Source organism: Nocardia wallacei (assembly GCF_029868745.1).
GTDB classification, from domain to species: domain Bacteria; phylum Actinomycetota; class Actinomycetes; order Mycobacteriales; family Mycobacteriaceae; genus Nocardia; species Nocardia wallacei_B.
The window spans coordinates 1-17,943 of record NZ_JARWOP010000186.1; the positions used below are offsets into that span (position 1 = coordinate 1).

Genomic DNA, 17,943 nt, shown 5'->3' on the forward strand with positions numbered 1-17,943 from the left:
CGCACCTTCACCTGATCATCCGACCGCCCCACAAACACCAAACCCCCACCCACAGACCACCGAACCACATCACCCGTCCGATACATCCGCTCACCCACACCACCAAACGGACACGCCACAAAACGCAACGCCGACAACCCCACCCGACCCACATACCCCCGACCCACACCACAACCCAACACATACAACTCCCCCACCACACCCACCGGCACCGGACGCAACCGACCATCCAACACCACCACACCCACACCACCGATCGGACCACCCAGCACGACCGGCTCACCCGGCCGCAGCGCGTCCGAAAGTACCGGCGCCACAGTCGCTTCCGAGGGTCCGTAGGCGTTGAACAGCCGGTGACCGGTTGCCCAGCGCCGCACCAGATCCGCGCCGACCGCCTCGCCGCCCACCACCAGCGACCGCAGGTGCGGCAGCTCCCAGCGCGCGTCGATACTCGCCAGCGCGGCCGGGGTGATGAACGCGTGCGACACCCGCTCCCGATCCAGCAGCTCCGCCAGCTCGTCACCGCCGTACACATCCGCCGGAGCGATCACCATCGTCGCACCCGCACACCACGCCAGCAGCAGCTCCAGCACCGAGGCGTCGAAGCTCGGTGACGCGAAATGCAGAGTGCGCGAGGAGGATTCGACGCCGTACCGGTCGCGCATCGCGGCCGCGAAGTTCGCCAGGCCGCGGTGGGTGACCGCGACACCCTTCGGGGTGCCGGTGGAGCCGGAGGTGTAGATCACGTACGCCACGTCGTCTACCGAGAGCGGCCGCACCCGATCGGCGGCGGTCACCGGGCGGGTGTCGCCGGAGTCGGTGATCGTCACCCAGTCGACCGTGTCCGGCAGGTGTGCCCGGTCGGCGGCGGTGGTGACGCCGAGGCGAGCACCGGAGTCGGCGAGCATGTGGCGGATGCGTTCCGCCGGATACCGCACGTCCACCGGCAGATACGCCGCCCCCGTCTTGGCGACCGCGAGCACGGCCACGACCGATTCCACCGACCGCGACAGCGCCAGCGCCACCGTGTCGCCGGGGCCCGCGCCGCGCCCGATCAGCGTTCGGGCCAGTCGGTTCGCCCGCTCGTCGAGTTCCCGGTAGGTCACCGACATCGAATCACAACGCAGCGCAACGTGTTCCGGCGCGGCCGCCGCCCGCGCGAACAGTTCGTCCAGGGTGGCCGCGGGCAGCGCGGCCCCGCCGCGCGCCGGTACCAGCGCCGACCGCTCCCACTCGTCGAGCACCTCGAGGTCGCCGACCACGGCTCCGGGATCGGCCGCCACCGCGTCGAGGATCGCGATATAGCGCCGCAGCAGGCGTTCGGCCGTGCCGGATTCGAACAGATCCGTGGCGTAGTCGAGGCGCAGATCCATGCCCGCCGGCGTGTGGTCGCCGGTGTGCGATTCGGTCAGCGTGAACTGCAGGTCGAAGCGCGCGACCGCGGCGTCGATGCGCTCGCCGTGAATCTCCATCTCCGGCAGGGTCATTCGCACCGGCTGCGCGTCCTGCATGGACAGCATGACCTGGAACAGCGGGTGGCAGGCGGTGGAGCGGGCCGGGTTCAGCAGCTCCACCAGCCGCTCGAAAGGCACGTCGGCGTGCGCGAACGCGTCCAGGTCGCCCTCGCGCACGGCCGCCAGCAGGTCGGCGAACGAGCGGCCGCCGTCCACGTCGGTCCGCAGCACCAGCGTCCCGACGAACATGCCGATCAGCCGGTCCAACTGCGCCTCGGTGCGGCCCGCGATCGGCGTGCCGACCGCGATGTCGCGGGCGCCCGACAGCCGGGCCAGCAGCACCGCGAGCGCCGCGTGCACCACCATGAACAGGCTCGCGCCGCGCGTGCGGGCGAGGTCGGTCAGCCGGGCGTGCAGCGCCGCGCTCAATTGCGCCGACACCGCCGCACCGCGCTGGGAGGCCACCGCCGGGCGGGGATGGTCGACCGGCAGTTCCAGGCATTCCGGCAGTCCGGCGAGCCGGTCGGTCCAGTAGCCGATCTGCCGCGACAGCACGCTGTCCGGATCGTCCTCGTCGCCGAGCACGGCGCGCTGCCACACGCTGAAGTCCGCGTACTGCACCTCCAGCGGCTCCCATTCCGGCGCGCCGCCCGATCGCCGGGCCTCGTACGCCGCGGTCACGTCGGCGGCCAGCGGCTCGAGCGACCAGCCGTCCGCGGCGATGTGGTGAATCACCATGGCCAGCAGGTGTTCCCGGTCGCCGGTGCGGATCAGCTCGGCCCGCAAAGGGACCTCGGCGACCAGATCGAAGCCCCGCGCCGCCAGGTCCCGCGCGCGCTCGCGGGCCTGGTCGGGCGTGCCCTCGCTGTGCGGCAGTTCCGGATGCGCCTCCGCGCCGGGCAGGACGACCTGGCTCGGTCCCGCGTCGGAGTCGGGGAAGAGGGTGCGCAGGCTCTCGTGCCGCTCGACCACGTCACCGAGGGCCTGCCGCAGCGCCGCCACGTCCAGCGGTCCGCGCAGCCACAGCCCGATCGCGATGTTGTAGGCGCTCGAGGCGGTGTCGAACCGGTTGAGGAACCACAGCCGCTGCTGCGCGGTCGACAGCGGGATCCGGCGTGGGCGCTGCCCGGCGGTCAGCGCGCGCTGCCCGGTGCGGCCCTCCCGGTCGGCGGCGTCGAGGAGCGCGGCCAGCCCGGCCGCGGTCGGATGCTCGAACACCGACCGCACGCCCAGCCGATGCCCCGACCGGGCCGCGATCCGCGCCACCAGCCGCGTCGCCGACAGCGAGTTCCCGCCGAGGTCGAAGAAGGCGTGGTCGACCGACACCGTGTCCGCCCCGACCACCTCGGCCATCGCCGCCGCGACCAGGATCTCGTTGGGCGTCACCGGTTCCCGGCCCGGCCGGGCGAGCGCGCCGAAGTCCGGCTCGGGCAGCGCCCGCCGATCCAGCTTCCCGGTCGGCGTGCGCGGGATCGACGACAGCGCGACGAACGCCGACGGGACCATGTGCGCGGGCAGGTGGGCGGCCACCCGCTCCCGGATCGCGCCGGTGTCGGGTTCGGCCGTGCCCGCGCCGACCAGGTAGGCGACGATGTGCGGTGCGCCGGAGTGGTCGCGCCGCACCTCGGTGTGCGCGAACCGGATCTCCGGGCACGCCGCGACGGCGGCGGTGATCTCGCCCAGTTCGATCCGGAACCCGCGCACCTTCACCTGGTCGTCGGCGCGGCCGACCAGAGCCAGCGCGCCGGTCGGGGTCCAGCGCGCCAGATCACCGGTGCGATACATGCGCTCGCCCGCCGCGCCGAACGGGTCGGCCACGAACCGGTCCGCGGTGAGCGCCGGCCTGCGGTGATAGCCGCGCGCCAAACCCGCACCGGCCAAATACAATTCGCCCACCACGCCGGGCGGCACCGGGCGCAGCCGCGCGTCCAGCAGCACCGCCGTGACGCCGCGGATCGGGCGCCCCAGTTCGATCGGCGCGCCGGGCTCCAGCGGGCTGATGGTGACCGCGACGGTCGATTCGGTGGGGCCGTAGGCATTGAACATCCGGCGGCCCGCCGCCCAGCGGCGCACCAGTTCCGCGTCGCAGGCATCGCCGCCGACGATCAGGCACGCCAGCTCCGGCAGCGGGTGGCGATCCGGGTCGACGGTGGCCAGCGCGGCGGGCGTGACGAAGGCATGGGTGATCCGTTCTCGGTCGAGCAACTCACCCAGCTCGTCACCGCCGTACACGTCGGTGGGCGCCAGCACCAGCGCCGCACCCGTACCGAACGCCAGCAGCAACTCCAGAATCGACGCGTCGAAGCTCGGCGAGGCGAAATGCAGCACCCGAGAACCAGTTTCGACCCCGTACCGCTCGCGCTGCTCCGCCGCGAACCCGGCGAGCCCGCGATGGGTCACCGCGACACCCTTCGGTGTCCCGGTGGAGCCGGAGGTATAGATCAGATAAGCGACATCATCGACGCGCGGCGTCCGTATCGGCGCGGCATCGAACGCACCGGCGACATGTCCATCGGTCGCGACGGAGGATCCGGCCGCAGGCCCAGCGGCGGCATCCGGGGTGGGATCTGCGGTGGTCAGCCAATGGATCTGGTTCGGCAGGCGGGGGGCGTCGGTTGATGTTGTCAGGCCGAGGCGTACCTCGGCGTCGGACAGCATGTGGCGGATTCGGTCGCCCGGGAGGGACGGGTCGATCGGCAGGAAGGCGGCGCCGGTACGGGCGATCGCGAGGGCGCCCAGGACCGAATCCACCGAGCGCGGTAAGGCCAGCGCGACCACGTCGCCGGAACCGATGCCTTGCCGGATCAGCTTGTGTGCCAACCGGTTCGAGCGCTCGGCGAGTTCGCGGTAGGTCAGCCGAGTCGAGCCCGCGCGTAATGCCTCGGCGGACGGGTTCGCGCGCGCGGCCCGGTCGAACAGCTCCACGAAGGTGATCGGGTCCGCCGCCGGAGCGCCGCGGGCCGGCGCCAGCGCGGCGCGTTCCGGCGCGGCCAGCAGGTCGACGTCGCCGATCGCGGTCGCCGGGTTCGCCGCGATGGCCGACAACAATCCGACGTAGCGTTCGGCGATGCGCGCGGCCGAGGCCGCGCCGAACAGGTCGGTGGCGTAGGTCAGCCGCAGGTCGATGCCGTCGGGCGTGCGGTCGGCGGTGTAGCGCTCGGTGAGGGTGAACTGCAGATCCCACATGGAGATGCCGGTCTCGACCTGGTCGGCCAGCACCTCGAGCCCGGGCAGCCGCACCCTCTCCGGCGCCGAGTCGTGTACCGAGAGCACGACCTGGAACAGCGGATGGTGCGAGGTGGAGCGCGCCGGGTTGAGCACCTCGACGACGCGTTCGAACGGAATGTCGTTGTGCGCGAAAGCGTCCAGATCCGTCTCCCGGACCGCGGCGAGCAGGTCGGTGAAGCGCTCGGCCCCGTCCACCCGGGTACGCAGCGCCAGGGTCCCGGCGAACATCCCCACCAGCGGATCCAATTGCGCGTCGGTGCGGCCGGCGATCGGGGTTCCGACACACACGTCGCCCGTCGTGCCCAACCGTCCCAGCAGGGCCGCGAGGGCGGCATGGGTCACCATGAACACGCTGGTCTCGGTGCGGCGGGCCAGGCCGACCACGGCGGCGTGCAGCGCGGCATCCATCGGCAGCGCCAGCGACGCGCCGCGGTGCGACGCCACGGCCGGGCGCGGCCGGTCGACCGGCAACTCGAGGCAGTCGGGCAGACCGGCCAGGCGATCGACCCAGTAGCCGACCTGGTTCGCGGCGACGCTCACCGGATCGTCCTCGTCGCCGAGCACCCGGCGCTGCCAGATGCTGTAGTCCGCGTACTGCACCGGCAGCGGCTCCCAGCGCGGAGTCCGTCCCGCGCGGCGAGCCGAGTAGGCGGCGGCGAGGTCACCGGCCAGCGGCGTCAGCGAGCGGCCATCCGCGGCGATGTGGTGCAGCACCAGCCCGAGGACATGCTCGTCGGGCGCGGTGCGCAGCAGTTCCGCGCGCAGCGGGGTCTCGGTGGTCACGTCGAAACCGGTGGCGGCCAGCGCGCGCAGGCGGGCCTCGACATCCGCCGCGCGCACGGGAACGATCGAAAGGGCCGGAGTCGCTTCGGTTTCGGTGACGATCACCTGGCACGGTCCGTCGGGCCCGTCGGGGTAGACGGTACGCAGCGATTCGTGCCGCCCCACCACATCGCCGAGCGCCGCGGTCAGCGCGTCCACGTCGAGTTCGCCGTGCAGCCGCAGCGAGAGCGCGATGTTGTAGGCGCCGGAGTGCGGGTCGAACCGGTTCAGGAACCACAGCCGCTGCTGCGCCGGGGACAGCGGGATCCGCTCGGGCCGCGGCGCGGCCACCAACTCCGGGCGCGCCCGCGTCCCGGACTGCTTGCCCACCAGCGTCGCCAGGGCCTCGACGGTGGGCGCCTCGAAGATCAGCCGCACTCCGATCGGCGCGCGCATCGCCGCGCTCAGCCGCGCCGCCCCCCCCGGGGCGGCCCGCCCATTTACGCCCAGGCCGAAGAAGTCGTCGTCCAAGCCGACGCGGGGCAGCCCGAGCACCTCCGCGTAGGCGCCCGCGACGAGCCGCTCGATCGGCCCCACCGGCGGCCGGAATTCGGCAATCTCGAACACCGGCTCGGGCAGCGCCTTGCGGTCCAGCTTGCCGTTGGCGTTCAGCGGCAGCGCCTCGAGTACGACGAACGCCGACGGGACCATGTACGACGGGAGCACATCGGCCAGCCGTGCCGTCACCGCCGCCGTGTCGATCGTCGCGCCGGGCGCGGGCGCCACGTAGGCGACGAGACGGTCGCCCGCGCGTTCGCCGTGCGCGATCACCGCGGCCGCGCCGATCGCGTCGAGCCCCAGCAGCGCGGTCTCGACCTCGCCCAGCTCAATGCGGAATCCGCGAACCTTCACCTGGAAGTCGGTGCGGCCCAGGTATTCCAGCTCTCCGGCGGCGTTCCAGGACACCAGATCGCCGGTGCGGTAGAGGCGTTCGCCGGGATGCTGCGAGAACGGATGTGCGACAAAGCGTTCCGCGGTCAGCGCCGGGGCGCGGTGATAGCCGTGGGCCAGCTGGGCGCCGCCGAGATACAGCTCACCCGCCACTCCTGGCGGCACCGGGCGCAGGTACGCGTCGAGCACGTACACCTGGGTGTTCCACTCCGGGACGCCGATCGGCACGGTGCCCGCGTGCTCGTCGGCCACGCGCCGCGCGGTGACCGAGACGGCCGCTTCGGTGGGGCCGTAGAGGTTCCACAGGTCGACGCCGGGGTTGCTCTCGCGGAAGCGGCGCGCGGTCTGCCCGGGCAAGGCCTCACCGATGAACAGCGCCGCCCGCAGCGCGGACGGCAGGGACGCGCCGGTGGTCAGCAGCGCGTCGACGGTCGAGGGCACCGCGTGCAGCACCGAAACCCGGTGCTGCTCCATGGTTTTGGCGAGATACACCGGGTCGCGGTGCCCGCCGGGTGCGGCCACCACCGTGCGGCCGCCGCAGGCCGTGCCGGACCAGAATTCCCACACCGACAGGTCGAAGGTGGCGGCGGTCTTCACCAGCACGGTGTCCTCGGCGTCCATCGCGAAGGTCGCGCGCTTCCAGGCCAGCTGGTTGGCGATGGCGCGGTGCGGCACGGCGACGCCCTTGGGGCGGCCGGTGGAGCCGGAGGTGAAGATGAGGTAGGCGGTGTGCTCGGGACGCAGCGGGGCGAGCCGATCGCCGTCGGTCACCGGCGCCGCCGACTCCGCGGACAGCTCCAGCGCGTCCACCTCGAGCACCGGGACGTCAGCGGTGACCCGCGCGCGATCACGGCGAGTGGTCAGCACGCACAGCGGCGCGGCGGTGCCGAGCACGTGACCCAGCCGATCCGCGGGCTGGTCGGGGTCCAGCGGCACGTAGACGCCGCCCGCCACCGATACGGCGTACATGGCGACGATCAGGTCCACCGACCGGCGCATGCCCAGCGCCACCCGCGTCTCGGGTCCGACGCCCCGCGAAATCAGATGGCGCGCCAGGCGATTGACCCGTTCGGCGAGCTGACCGTAGGTCAGCCACCAGACCGGTTCGCTCTCGTAGCCGTCGGCGATGATCGCGACCGCGTGCGGCGTGCGCGCGGCCTGCGCCGCGAACAGCGCGGCGAGGGTGTCCGAGGCCGGGACCGGATGCCGGGTGTCGTTCCACTCGTGCAGCATTCGCCGCCGCTCGGTCGCGTCCAGCACGTCGATGTCGCCGACGGGGCGGCGCGGCGCGGCGACGACGTCACGCACGATCCGGCGGAAGCGGGCGGCGATGGCGGCGGCGGTCGACTCGTCGAACAGGTCCGACGCGTAGGCCAGGTGACCGGTGATACCGGCGGGCGCGCCGGTATCGTCGTAGGTGTCGGTGACGACGAGTTGCAGGTCGAATTGCGCTATCCCCGTGTCGATCTCGGCGGCCGAGACGGTGAGCCCCGGCATGTCCAGCCGTACCGGGTCCAGGTTCTGGAACGAGAAGCCGACCTGCACCAGCGGGTGGCGCGCGGTGGAGCGCACCGGGTTGAGTTCCTCCACGAGCCGTTCGAACGGCACCTCCGCGTGGGCGAACGCGCCGAGGTCGACCTCGCGCTGGCGGGCCAGCAGCGCCGCGAACGATTCGCCCGCCTCGACCCGGGCCCGGAACACCAGCGTGTTCACGAACATGCCGATGACGCCGTCCAATTCGCGTTCGCCGCGGCCCGCGACGGGCGTGCCCACCGCGACGTCGGGCATCCCGGAGAGCCGGGCGAGCAGCACCGCGAAGGCCGCGTGCGCGGCCATGAACAGCGTGGCGTTGCCCGCCCGCGCCACCTCCGCCAGCCCCGCGTGCAACTCCGCGTCGAGCGTGACCGGGACCCGCCCGCCCTCGAACGACTGGGTGGCGCGGCGCGGGCGGTCGTAGGGCAGGGTCAGCTCGTCCGGGAGATCGGCCAGCTGCTCGGTCCAGTAGGCCAGCTGCACCGCCGCGCGGCTGCCGGGCACGGACTCGTCGCCGAGCGAATCACGTTGCCACACACTGTAGTCCGCGTACTGCACGGGCAGCGGCGGCCAGTCGGGCGCCCGTCCGGCACGGCGGGCCCGGTAGGCCGCGGAGAGGTCGTCGGACAGCGGGCTCAGCGACCAGCCGTCGGCGACGACGTGGTGGATCACCAGCGCGAGCACATGCTCGCGGGGGCCGGTGCGGAACAGCCGCGCGCGCAGCGACGTCTCGGTCGTCAAATCGAATCCGCCGCGGGCGAATTCGCGGACCCGTCCCGTCACCTCCGCCGGGTCGACGTCGACGACCGGCAGTGTCGGGGCGGCGGCCGCGGCGGGCAGTACCACCTGGCACGGTCCGTCGGGGCCGTCGGGGAAGATCGTGCGGAGCGTCTCGTGGCGCTCGACCAGGTCGCCGAGCGCCGCGCGCAACGCCGCCACGTCCAGTTCGCCGCTCAGGCACAGCGTGAACGGGATGTTGTAGGTGCTCGAGCTGGGGTCGAACCGGTTGATGAACCACAGCCGCTGCTGCGCGGGCGACAGCGGGATGCGGTCCGGCCGGGGCCGCGGGGTGAGCGGCGCGCTGCCGCCGCTGCCGACGTGCCGCTCCACCTGCGCCGCGAGTTCGGCGACGGTCGCCTCCTCGAGGAACAGCCGGACCGGCAGCCGGGCGCCGACCTGCTCACCGAGGCGCGCGGCGGCCTGGGTCGCCGACAGCGAATTGCCGCCGAGCGCGAAGAACCCGTCGTCCAGTCCCACCCGGTCCACGCCGAGCACGTCGGCGAGGGTGCGGGCGGTCGCGTATTCGATCGGCGTGCGGGGCGCGCGGTAGTCGCGGACCTCGGCGACCGGCGCGGGCAGCGCCCGCCGGTCCAGTTTCCCGTTGGCGGTCAACGGGATCGCGTCGAGCACCACGAAGGCCGCGGGCACCATGTACTCCGGCAGCACGACCGCGACCGCCGCGCTCACCGCGCGCGTGTCCGGCGGCGTCCCCGGTCGTCCGGTGAGGTAGGCGACGATGCGCTTGTCGCCGGGAACGTCCTCGCGCACGACGACGGCCGCGGTCCGCACCCCGTCCTGCGCCAGCACGGCCGCCTCGATCTCCCCGAGTTCGATGCGGAAGCCGCGGATCTTCACCTGGTCGTCGGCGCGGCCGAGGTAGTCCAGGGCGCCGTCGCCGATGTGCTTGCCGAGGTCGCCGGAGCGGTACAGCCGGGATCCGGGCGCGCCGAACGGGTTCGCCACGAAGCGTGCCGCGGTCAGGCCGGGCCGCCCGAGGTAGCCGCGTGCCAATTGCGCGCCCGCGACGTAGATCTCGCCCGGCACCCCCGCCGGGACCGGGCGTAGCCGGTTGTCCAGCAGGAAGGTGCGCAGGCTCGGGATCGCCGCGCCGATGCCGCCGGCGTTCGGCCGGCTCACGTCGGACCGGTCCAGGGCTCGATGCGTCACGTGCACCGTGGTCTCGGTGATGCCGTACATGTTCACCAGTACCGGCGCCCGGCCACCGTGGCGGTCGAACCAGTCCGCCAGACGGCGTAATTCGAGGGCCTCGCCGCCGAACACGATGTGCCGCAATGCCAGTGGCGGCTCGTCGACCGGGTCGTGTTGCTGTGCAAGAGCTTCGGCGGCGTCGAGCTGATAGAACGCCGAGGGGGTCTGGTTGAGGACCGTGACCCGTTCGCGTCGCAGCAGTTCCAGCAGTTGCTCGGGCGATCGCGAGGTGAGGTAGTCGACCACTACCAGCGTCCCGCCGTGCAGCAGCGGACCCCACAGTTCCCATACCGAGAAGTCGAAGGCGTGCGAGTGGAACATCGTCCACACATCGGTGTGGTCGAACCCGAAGTGGGCGCGGGTGCTCGCGAACAACGTGGTGACGTTGCGGTGCGGGATCTGTACGCCCTTCGGGCGGCCCGTCGAACCGGACGTGTAGATCACGTAGGCGATGTGGTCGGGACGCAGCGGCGCGCGGCGGTCGGCGTCGGTGAGAGGTGACCCGTCGCCGTCGTCCGAGGAGAGTGCGCTCAGGTCGAGCTCCGGTGTCCCGGGCGGCAGCGCGGCGCGCACGTCGCGGGTGGTCACGGCGCACACCGGCCGGGAGTCGGTGAGCATGTATTCGATGCGGTCGGCGGGGTATGCCGGATCGACCGGCAGGTACCCGGCGCCGGATTTGATCACCGCCAGCAGCGCGACGATCAGGTCCACCGAACGCGGCAGGGCCACCGCGACCAGTGTCTCCGGTCCGGCGCCCGCTCGGATCAGCTTGCGCGCCAGCCGGTTCGCGCGACGGTCCAGTTCGCCGTAGTCGAGGCTGTCCGCGCCGCAGCGCACCGCCACGGCCGAGGCGTGCGCCCGCGCCGCCGCGTCGAACAGGTCGGTGAGGGTGTGTTCGTCGGACACGATCGGGTGCCGCGCCGCGGCCTGCGCGGTCAGCCGCTCGTGTTCGTCCGCGCTCAGCAGCGGCAGATCCGCCACCACCGCCTGTGGCCCGGCCGCGAGGAACCGGCCGAGGTAGGCGAGGAACCGTCGATGATGCGCGCGCAGTTCCGCGCCGTCGTACCGCTCCGGGTTGCCGACGAAGTCCACGTGCAGTCCGGCGTCACCGGCGCCGTTGTAGATATTGATCGACAGGTCCTCCACCGGCCCGGTGGACACCACGTGCACCGTCGCGTCCGCGTCGCCGAAACGCATCCGGTTGTGGTACAGCATCAGATTGACGACCGGCCCGAAGAAACCGCGCCGGTTGTTGGCGCTGCCGAGGTCGCGGCGCAGGTCCTCGTGCCGGTAGCACTGATGCCGCAGCGCCTCCTCCAACCGGTCCGCGGCCGTGCGGACCAGGTGGTCCACCGTCGCGCCCGGGTCCACCGGCAGGTGCAGCGGCACCACGTTCGAGACGTATCCCGCCGACGCCCGCAGCAGCGGCGTGGTGCGCGCGGTGACCGGCAGGCTCAGCACCACGTCGGCGCTGCCGGTGACCGCCGAGAAGTATCCGGCCAGCGCCGCGGCGAACAGCGCGGGCCGCGAGACGCCGAAACGCTCACGCGCGGAACCGAACAGCGCCGTGGCCGCGGTGTCGACGGCGCCGGTCGCGGTGCGCCGCCCCGCCCCGGCCGGCGCCGGGCGATCGCTCAGCTCGAAGCACTCGGGCACACCCGACAAACGGTCCAGCCAGTATCGGCGGTCCTCCACGAAACTCGCCGAGTCACGGTATTCCAGCTCCGCGGCGTAGACCTCGTACAGATCGCCGGCGCTGGCCGGGCTCGGCTCGGTGCCCGACACGGCCGCGTTGTACCGCTCGATGATGCGGGCCACCAGCAGCATCGCGCCGTAACCGTCGATCGCGATGTGATGCATCTTCGCGTACCAGAGGTATTCGTTCTCGGCGACCAGCAGCACCGCGGACCGGAACAGCGGGCCCGACAACGGCATCGGCGCGCTGGCGTCGCGCTCCATCCAGCGCCGGGCCGCGGCGCGCGGGTCGGCCTCCGCGCGCATATCCACCACCTCGCAGGCCAGCGACACCGCGGAGTCCACCAGCTGCCACGGCGTGCCGTCCACCTCCACCACCCGCAGCCACAGACTCTGCAGATCCGCCGCGGCGCCGACAATCGACTGGTCGAGCGCTCCGATGTCGAGGCGGCCCCGGATCTCGACGTACTGGGCGACCGTCAGCGGCACGTCCGGAGTCATGTGCTGGGCATTCCAGATCCCGGTCTGCGCGGCCGAGAGAGGGAACCGGCCTTCGGCTTCCGACTCGGTGTAGCCTGCGGACTCGGGGGCCAACGAGGTCATGCAAACGCTCCGTTCGACGGTCGAGACAACGGGTTACGCGATCACCGGGGCAAGTACCTAGCAACACCGGCTCCATCGGCAGTCGTTGCCGCCGCGAGTACGGATTGGTTGGTTTGCTCGAACCATGGAACAGATCTGAAAATCGGTCACGCAGAAGGGCGTCGAGGATGCGTGGTCGATGCCGCTTCCGGTCGCCGCGACTGTGCGATTTCGCGGTTCGCCTGCGAGACAGGCCGACAGCCCGGCGGCGGTGCTTGCCTTCCCGCGAAACACCGCAGATGGAAGGCATTTTCAGCGTCACGGTATGGAGCGCGATCGTGCAGTGGATTCCCGCTTCACAATCCATCGGAGCGGACGGGCACCGAGACGCGGGTGCCCATAGTTGACACCCGGAGTGCGCAGCAGGGTGAATGCTGAAATGTAGCCAAAGTCGAGTGCGACTCAGCGGTCTCTTATGCCCGCCGCAGCGCGGGGCCTACGCAGTTACCTGGTGGCGCACACCGGAACCGGCGCAATCAATCCCGGTATTTGCCGAGTACGAGATCGGCGAGCCGGTCGAGTGACTCCTTGTTGCGCGGCCGCAGCAGCAGTGCTTGCGCCGGCTCGGGGGCGAACCGGCCCAGGCCTGCCGAGGCGCGCTCGGCCATCCGGACCGCGGTGACGCCGTCCTCGACTTCCGTCAACTCCAGGTGGATCGTCGCCGCGCCGAACGGCCACAGCCGCGCCTCCAGGTCGAGACTGTGTGGCGGGTCAGCGGCCAGGACGACGGTGGTGTCGCTGATCAGCAGCGGCCACGGTCCCACGCTGTGGTGGATGCGTGCGCCCGGCGCGGGCCATTCGCTGTCGACATCGCGAATGTGGGACGCGCCCACCACCCAATTGGTGTAGGACCACCCGTCGGCGAGCACGTCGAATACCGCGCTCGCCGGTGCCGGGATCCGGATTTCGACTTCGGTCATCAGCACGTCGCTTTCGTCCTCGATGCCGCCGTTGCACTGCCGGGCTCGAACCTGTCCACGATGGTTCCACGCTCCGACTACCGCCGACGGTCCCGGGCAAACCCATCTCCGCCGAGATGTCGTGGGCGTGGGCGCGCGGGTCGTTCCCGCAGCGGGTAGCCAGTCGGGTGTGCGGGTCGTTACCGCGGCGTGTGGTCAGTCGGGTGTGCGAGTCGTTACCGCGGCGTGTCGTCAATCGGTGTGCGGGAAGTTAATCGCGGTCGGTGGTCAGTCGAGTCGAGTATGCGGGTGGCTATCGGGGGGCGGGACTTGGGACTGATGGGTTGGGCGGCCGAGGCGGAGGTCGAGGTGTGGTGGCGCGAGAGGGGCGGAAGGGCCGCGGCGACCGGTTCGCATCGCGGTGGCGAGTTCGGCGCAGATCGCCGTGGCGTCGTGTCGCGGCGACCAGCCGAGGTCTCGCCGGGCTCGCTCCGCGTCGACGAGACGAGCCTGGTCTGCCAGGGTCAGCCAGCCGGGATGCAGGGGTTGCAGGCCCAGCCGCCAGCCCGCCCGCGTGACCGCCGAGGCCGCACGGCGGGGACAGGGGAGGCGGAATCCGCCGAACGAAGCCGCCAGCGCCACGGCCGGTAGGACGGGTTCGGCGGCGAGGTTGAAGGCGCCCGCCGCGCGCTGCCGGAGGATGAGCACCACCGCCGCCGCGACATCGTCGGCGTGAATGAGCTGCAGCCGCAAGTCTTTCCACAGCGGCACCGGAAGCCACCGGCGGCCGATGAGCGTTCGCGGCAGCCACTGCGGCAGCAACCAGTCGGCCAGCTCACCGGCGGCCTCGCCCTGCCCGATCCCGCCCGGCCGGATGCGGGCGACCCGGATGGACGGCTCCCGGCGCTCGAACTCGTCCAACTGCGTCTCGAGGTACGCCTTGGCGAGGCTGTAAGCACTGCCGGGCACCCCGCCCAGCGGCGCGTGTTCGTCGGCGCACTGCCAGCGCGGCCCGGGCGCGTAGGCGGCCGCCGAGGAGGCGCACACCACCTGCCGCACTCCCCCGGCGGCCGCGGCCCGCAGTACCCGCGCGCTGCCGACGGCGTTGGTCCGCGACATCGGCGGGTCGGTGCGTCGCGGATGGACAGCCCAGGCCAGATGAACCACGGCGTCCGCACCCGCGCAGGCGTCGGCGAGCACGGGAAAAGCCGTGGGATCGCCGATATCGCAAGGAACCCAGCGCACCCGCGCGTCCTCATCCCGCCCGGCGGGCGGGCAACGACGGGCGATGCCCACGAGTTCGTCATCAGCTCCGGTCAACGCGCGCACCAACGCGGTACCGACATTCCCCGTCGCGCCGGTAACGACGATTTTCATACGCCCACCGGAATTCGCCGCATCCGCGTCCGCATCGGCGGCGGCGCGCAGCTCATCGAACTCGCCATCGGCGTCGGCGGGCAACTCACCCAACCCGTCAGCGACATCAACGGACAACTCACCGAATCCGTTATCGGCGTCGGCGCGCAGCTCACCGAACTCGTCGGCGGCGTCAGCGGGAACCTAACCGAACTCGTCATCGCTGGGTGCCGGTGCGGGGGTCAAGGGCGAGGGGGCAGGGGCTCGAGGTGGACTACCTTCGTGGTGGTCATTTCGTCGAGGAGTTCGGGGCCGTAGCCGTATCCGGAGCCGGAGGCGCGACGGGGCTGGGCCGCGCCGCCCGGGGCGCCGCCGAAGACGGCGTTCACCTTCACCGTGCCGACCGGCAGCATTCGCCAGGCTCGCTGGACGTGCTCCAGTGAGCCGGTGAGAACAGTGGCGGCCAAACCGTATTCGCCGTCGCAGGCCTCGCGCAGGCCCGTGTCGAAATCGGGCACCACTCGCACGGGGGCGACGGGGCCGAAGGTCTCCTCGCACAGCACCCGCATCGCGGGCGTGCAGCCGGTGAGGACCGTCGCCGGATAGACGCTGCCGGGACCGTCCGGAATCGAGCCGCCCACAAGGGTTTTCGCGCCGTCGGCGACGGCCTCGCGGACCTGGGCGTGCACCTCGGCGCGCAACCGCTCGTCGACCAGTGGCTGCGGGTCGAGGTTCCAGCGCTCGGCCCGGTCGCACAGGGCGGCGAGGAACTCCTCGGCCACGTCGCGGTGGACGTAGAGCCGCTCGACCGAGACGCAGATCTGCCCGGCATTGGCGAAGGCCCCGAGCGCGGCCTGCTCTGCGGCCCACACCGGATCGACATCCGCGTCGACCAGCAGCGGATCGTTGCCGCCGTTCTCCAAGAGCGCCTTCGCGCCGGTGCGCGCGGCGGCCGCAGCGATGCTGCTCCCGGTGCGGCTGCCGCCCACGTGCGCGATCACGTCCACCTCCGGCGATTCGGCCAGGGCAGCGCCCACCCGACCGTCCCCGGAGACGGTCTGCACCACCCCCTCCGGGAAGTGCTCGGCGAGCAACCGCCCGAACAACTCGCCCGTTCGCGGGCACCGTTCGCTAGGCTTGTGCACCACCGTATTACCGGTCACGAGGGCGGCGCCCAGCAGTCCGGAGGCGATCGCGACGGGATCGTTCCACGGCGTCAGCGCCAGCACGACGCCGCGCGGCTGCGGGATCATGAAATCCGTTGCGTCCCATTGCCCTTGCAGGGTCTTCCCGCGATGCACGGGGCCCAGCTCGGCGTATTGGTCGAGAGTGCCCGCACCGGCCAGCACGCCCTCGCGGCCGGAGTCGGCCGAGCGGCCGGTCTCGCTCTCGAGCGTGGCGGCCAGGTCGCCCGCGTGCTCGCGCACCGCGGCCGCCGCCGCGTGCAGCGCCTCCGCCCGGGCGCTCGCGGGTGTGCTCGCCCACGCCGGCTGCGCGGCGCGCGCGGTACTCAGGACGGTTACCAGGTCGGCGTCGCCCGTCACCGAGTCGCTCTCGATGCGGGTCGCGTTGTCGATCTCGGTCATAGGCCCCGAGTACCCGCGTATTCCCTGGTAAACATCCGCGCCGGACGCTCAGCAGGCGCGTGCCGCGGCGCGCAGCAGACGCAGCACGGCCCGTTCGACACCGGCCTGCCGCTCGTCGTCGGTGCGGGCGCGCCGCGCCCGGCGCACGGCGGCCTCGATCGTCTCGCCGCGCTCCCACGCCTCGATCACCCGCGGATCGACATAGGAGTCGCGGGCCACCGTGGGGGTGTTGCCGAGCGCCTCGGCCACCTCGGTCATGACCTCCCGCACGGCGCTGTTGCGGCGGCGCTGGGAGTTCGGGCACTCGGTCGCGGCGAACGCGGCGGCCGCCAGCACCGTCGCCTGCCAGGTGCGGAAGTCCTTGGCACTGTGCTCGTTTCCGACCAATTCCTTGAACCGCGCGTTGATGTCGTCGGAATGCAGCTCGCGCAACCGGCCACCGTCGCGATACACCAGCAGCCGCCCGCTCGGAGAGCGGTTGCGGCGCAGCGCGCGCACCGCCCGCGCCAGCTCCGGCTCGACGATGCGCACCCGCCGGCGCGCGCCGCCCTTGGCCACATAGTCGAACAGCATCTCCGAACCGGACACCCGCACCTGCTCACGCAGCAGCGTCGCGACACCGCGGGTGCCGTGCTCCTCCGCGTATTCCTCGCCGCCGACCCGGAACACCCCGCGATCCAGCAATCCCAGCGCCACCGCCTCCACCCGCGAACGGGCCAAGCCCGTGCGGCGCAGGTCGGTACTCACCTGGTCGCGCAGGCCGGGCAGCTTCGCGGCCATCTCGAGCACCCGGTCGAACTTCTCCTCGTCCCGCTCGCGCCGCCACTGCTCGTGGTACAGGTACTGCCGCCGGCCCGCCGCGTCCACACCCACCGCCTGGATGTGACCATCGGGGTGCGGGCAGATCCACACCTTCCGCCAGGCGGGCGGAATCGCGAGATCCTTTATGCGCCCGGTGGTTTCGGCGTCGTCGACCGGCGTCCCGTCGTCGTCCACATAGGAGAAGCCCCGGCCGCGCCGCACCCGGCGCACGCCGTGGCCGTACGGTGCACTGCGCCGCAATCGCATCGGACCACTCCTCTCGTCGCAGGTCGGGTGATACCCCGAGAGATCGTGTCCATGCGACTGGATCCGCGGCCCTACGCCGAGCGGCAACGCTATACTCCGCGCATGGCAGGCCCGTTCTTCGACGCGGCCGAGCGCGAACACCTGGCCGACCTCCTCGACCGGCTCGGTCCCGATGCGCCGACCCTCCTCGCGCCGTGGACGACTCACGATCTCGCCGCGCATCTCGTACTCCGCGAGCACGATTCCCTCGCCGGACCCGGGCTCGTCCTCCCGGGCCCGTGGGAACACTTCGCCGAGCGGCGCCGGAAAAAGCTGGCGCGCAGAGATTTCCGGTCCCTCGTGGCCATGTTCCGGTCGGAGCCGCCGCGTGGTTTCTTCCGCATCGACTGGGTGCGGCGGGTTCCCAGCCTCAACGAGTTCTTCGTCCACCACGAGGATGTCCGCCGCGCCAACGGCCGCGGGCCGCGCGCCAACCCGCCCGCGATGGATGCGGCGTTGTGGCACAACGCAAGTAGCGCGCCGTGGTTCCTCGCGCGCCGCCTGCGCGGCGCGGGCCTGGTGCTGGAGTGGACCGGCACGCCGGAAACCGTCCGCGCGCGGCGCGGCGAGCCCACGGCCCGTATCGCGGGAGCACCGGGCGAGATCCTGCTCTACCTCTTCGGCCGCCGCCGCGTCGCGCAGGTAGAGGTGACCGGCCCGGCCGAGGCGGTCGACGCCGTCCGCCGCACCCGCTTCGGCATGTGAGGCTATCGCCCGTCGCAGATAGTCCGGTGCGGGCGG

At 72.1% G+C, this 17,943-nt stretch carries 6 protein-coding genes; 1 reads left to right on the forward strand and 5 read right to left on the reverse strand.

Annotated features, from left to right (window positions below):
- The 5 genes from QH470_RS15420 to QH470_RS15440 all read right to left on the reverse strand — a co-directional run.
- Positions 1 to 12,215: non-ribosomal peptide synthetase (locus QH470_RS15420; protein WP_280273044.1), on the reverse strand; the 12,215-nt coding region annotated here is incomplete at its 3' end.
- A gap of 515 nt (positions 12,216 to 12,730) precedes the next feature.
- Positions 12,731 to 13,174: an SRPBCC family protein gene (locus QH470_RS15425; protein ID WP_280273045.1), complete on the reverse strand. Its 444-nt coding sequence runs from the start codon at positions 13,172 to 13,174 to the stop codon at positions 12,731 to 12,733.
- A 267-nt stretch (positions 13,175 to 13,441) separates the two neighbouring features.
- Complete coding sequence (locus tag QH470_RS15430) at positions 13,442 to 14,647, reverse strand: NAD-dependent epimerase/dehydratase family protein (protein WP_280273046.1); 1,206 nt, start codon at positions 14,645 to 14,647, stop codon at positions 13,442 to 13,444.
- Between the two features lie 104 nt (positions 14,648 to 14,751).
- Positions 14,752 to 16,095, reverse strand: a complete 1,344-nt coding sequence (locus tag QH470_RS15435; protein ID WP_280273047.1) for an aldehyde dehydrogenase family protein — start codon at positions 16,093 to 16,095, stop codon at positions 14,752 to 14,754.
- Positions 16,096 to 16,143: 48 nt separating this feature from the next.
- Positions 16,144 to 17,163 carry a DNA topoisomerase IB gene (locus QH470_RS15440; protein ID WP_280273048.1) on the reverse strand — a complete coding sequence of 340 codons (1,020 nt, stop codon included), beginning with the start codon at positions 17,161 to 17,163 and terminating at the stop codon, positions 16,144 to 16,146.
- Positions 17,164 to 17,265: 102 nt separating this feature from the next.
- Between QH470_RS15440 and QH470_RS15445 the strand changes: the two genes are divergently transcribed.
- Positions 17,266 to 17,907, forward strand: coding sequence for a TIGR03085 family metal-binding protein (locus QH470_RS15445; protein WP_280273049.1), 642 nt, complete (start codon positions 17,266 to 17,268; stop codon positions 17,905 to 17,907).
- Positions 17,908 to 17,943 lie beyond the last annotated feature (36 nt).

What these genes read in the sequence shown, in the direction of transcription:
- QH470_RS15425 (WP_280273045.1), bottom strand. Translation starts at nt 13,174, where the DNA reads ATGACCGAAGTCGAAATCCGGATCCCGGCACCGGCGAGCGCGGTATTC.
- QH470_RS15435 (WP_280273047.1), bottom strand. Translation starts at nt 16,095, where the DNA reads ATGACCGAGATCGACAACGCGACCCGCATCGAGAGCGACTCGGTGACG.
- QH470_RS15440 (WP_280273048.1), bottom strand. Translation starts at nt 17,163, where the DNA reads ATGCGATTGCGGCGCAGTGCACCGTACGGCCACGGCGTGCGCCGGGTG.
- QH470_RS15445 (WP_280273049.1), top strand. Translation starts at nt 17,266, where the DNA reads ATGGCAGGCCCGTTCTTCGACGCGGCCGAGCGCGAACACCTGGCCGAC.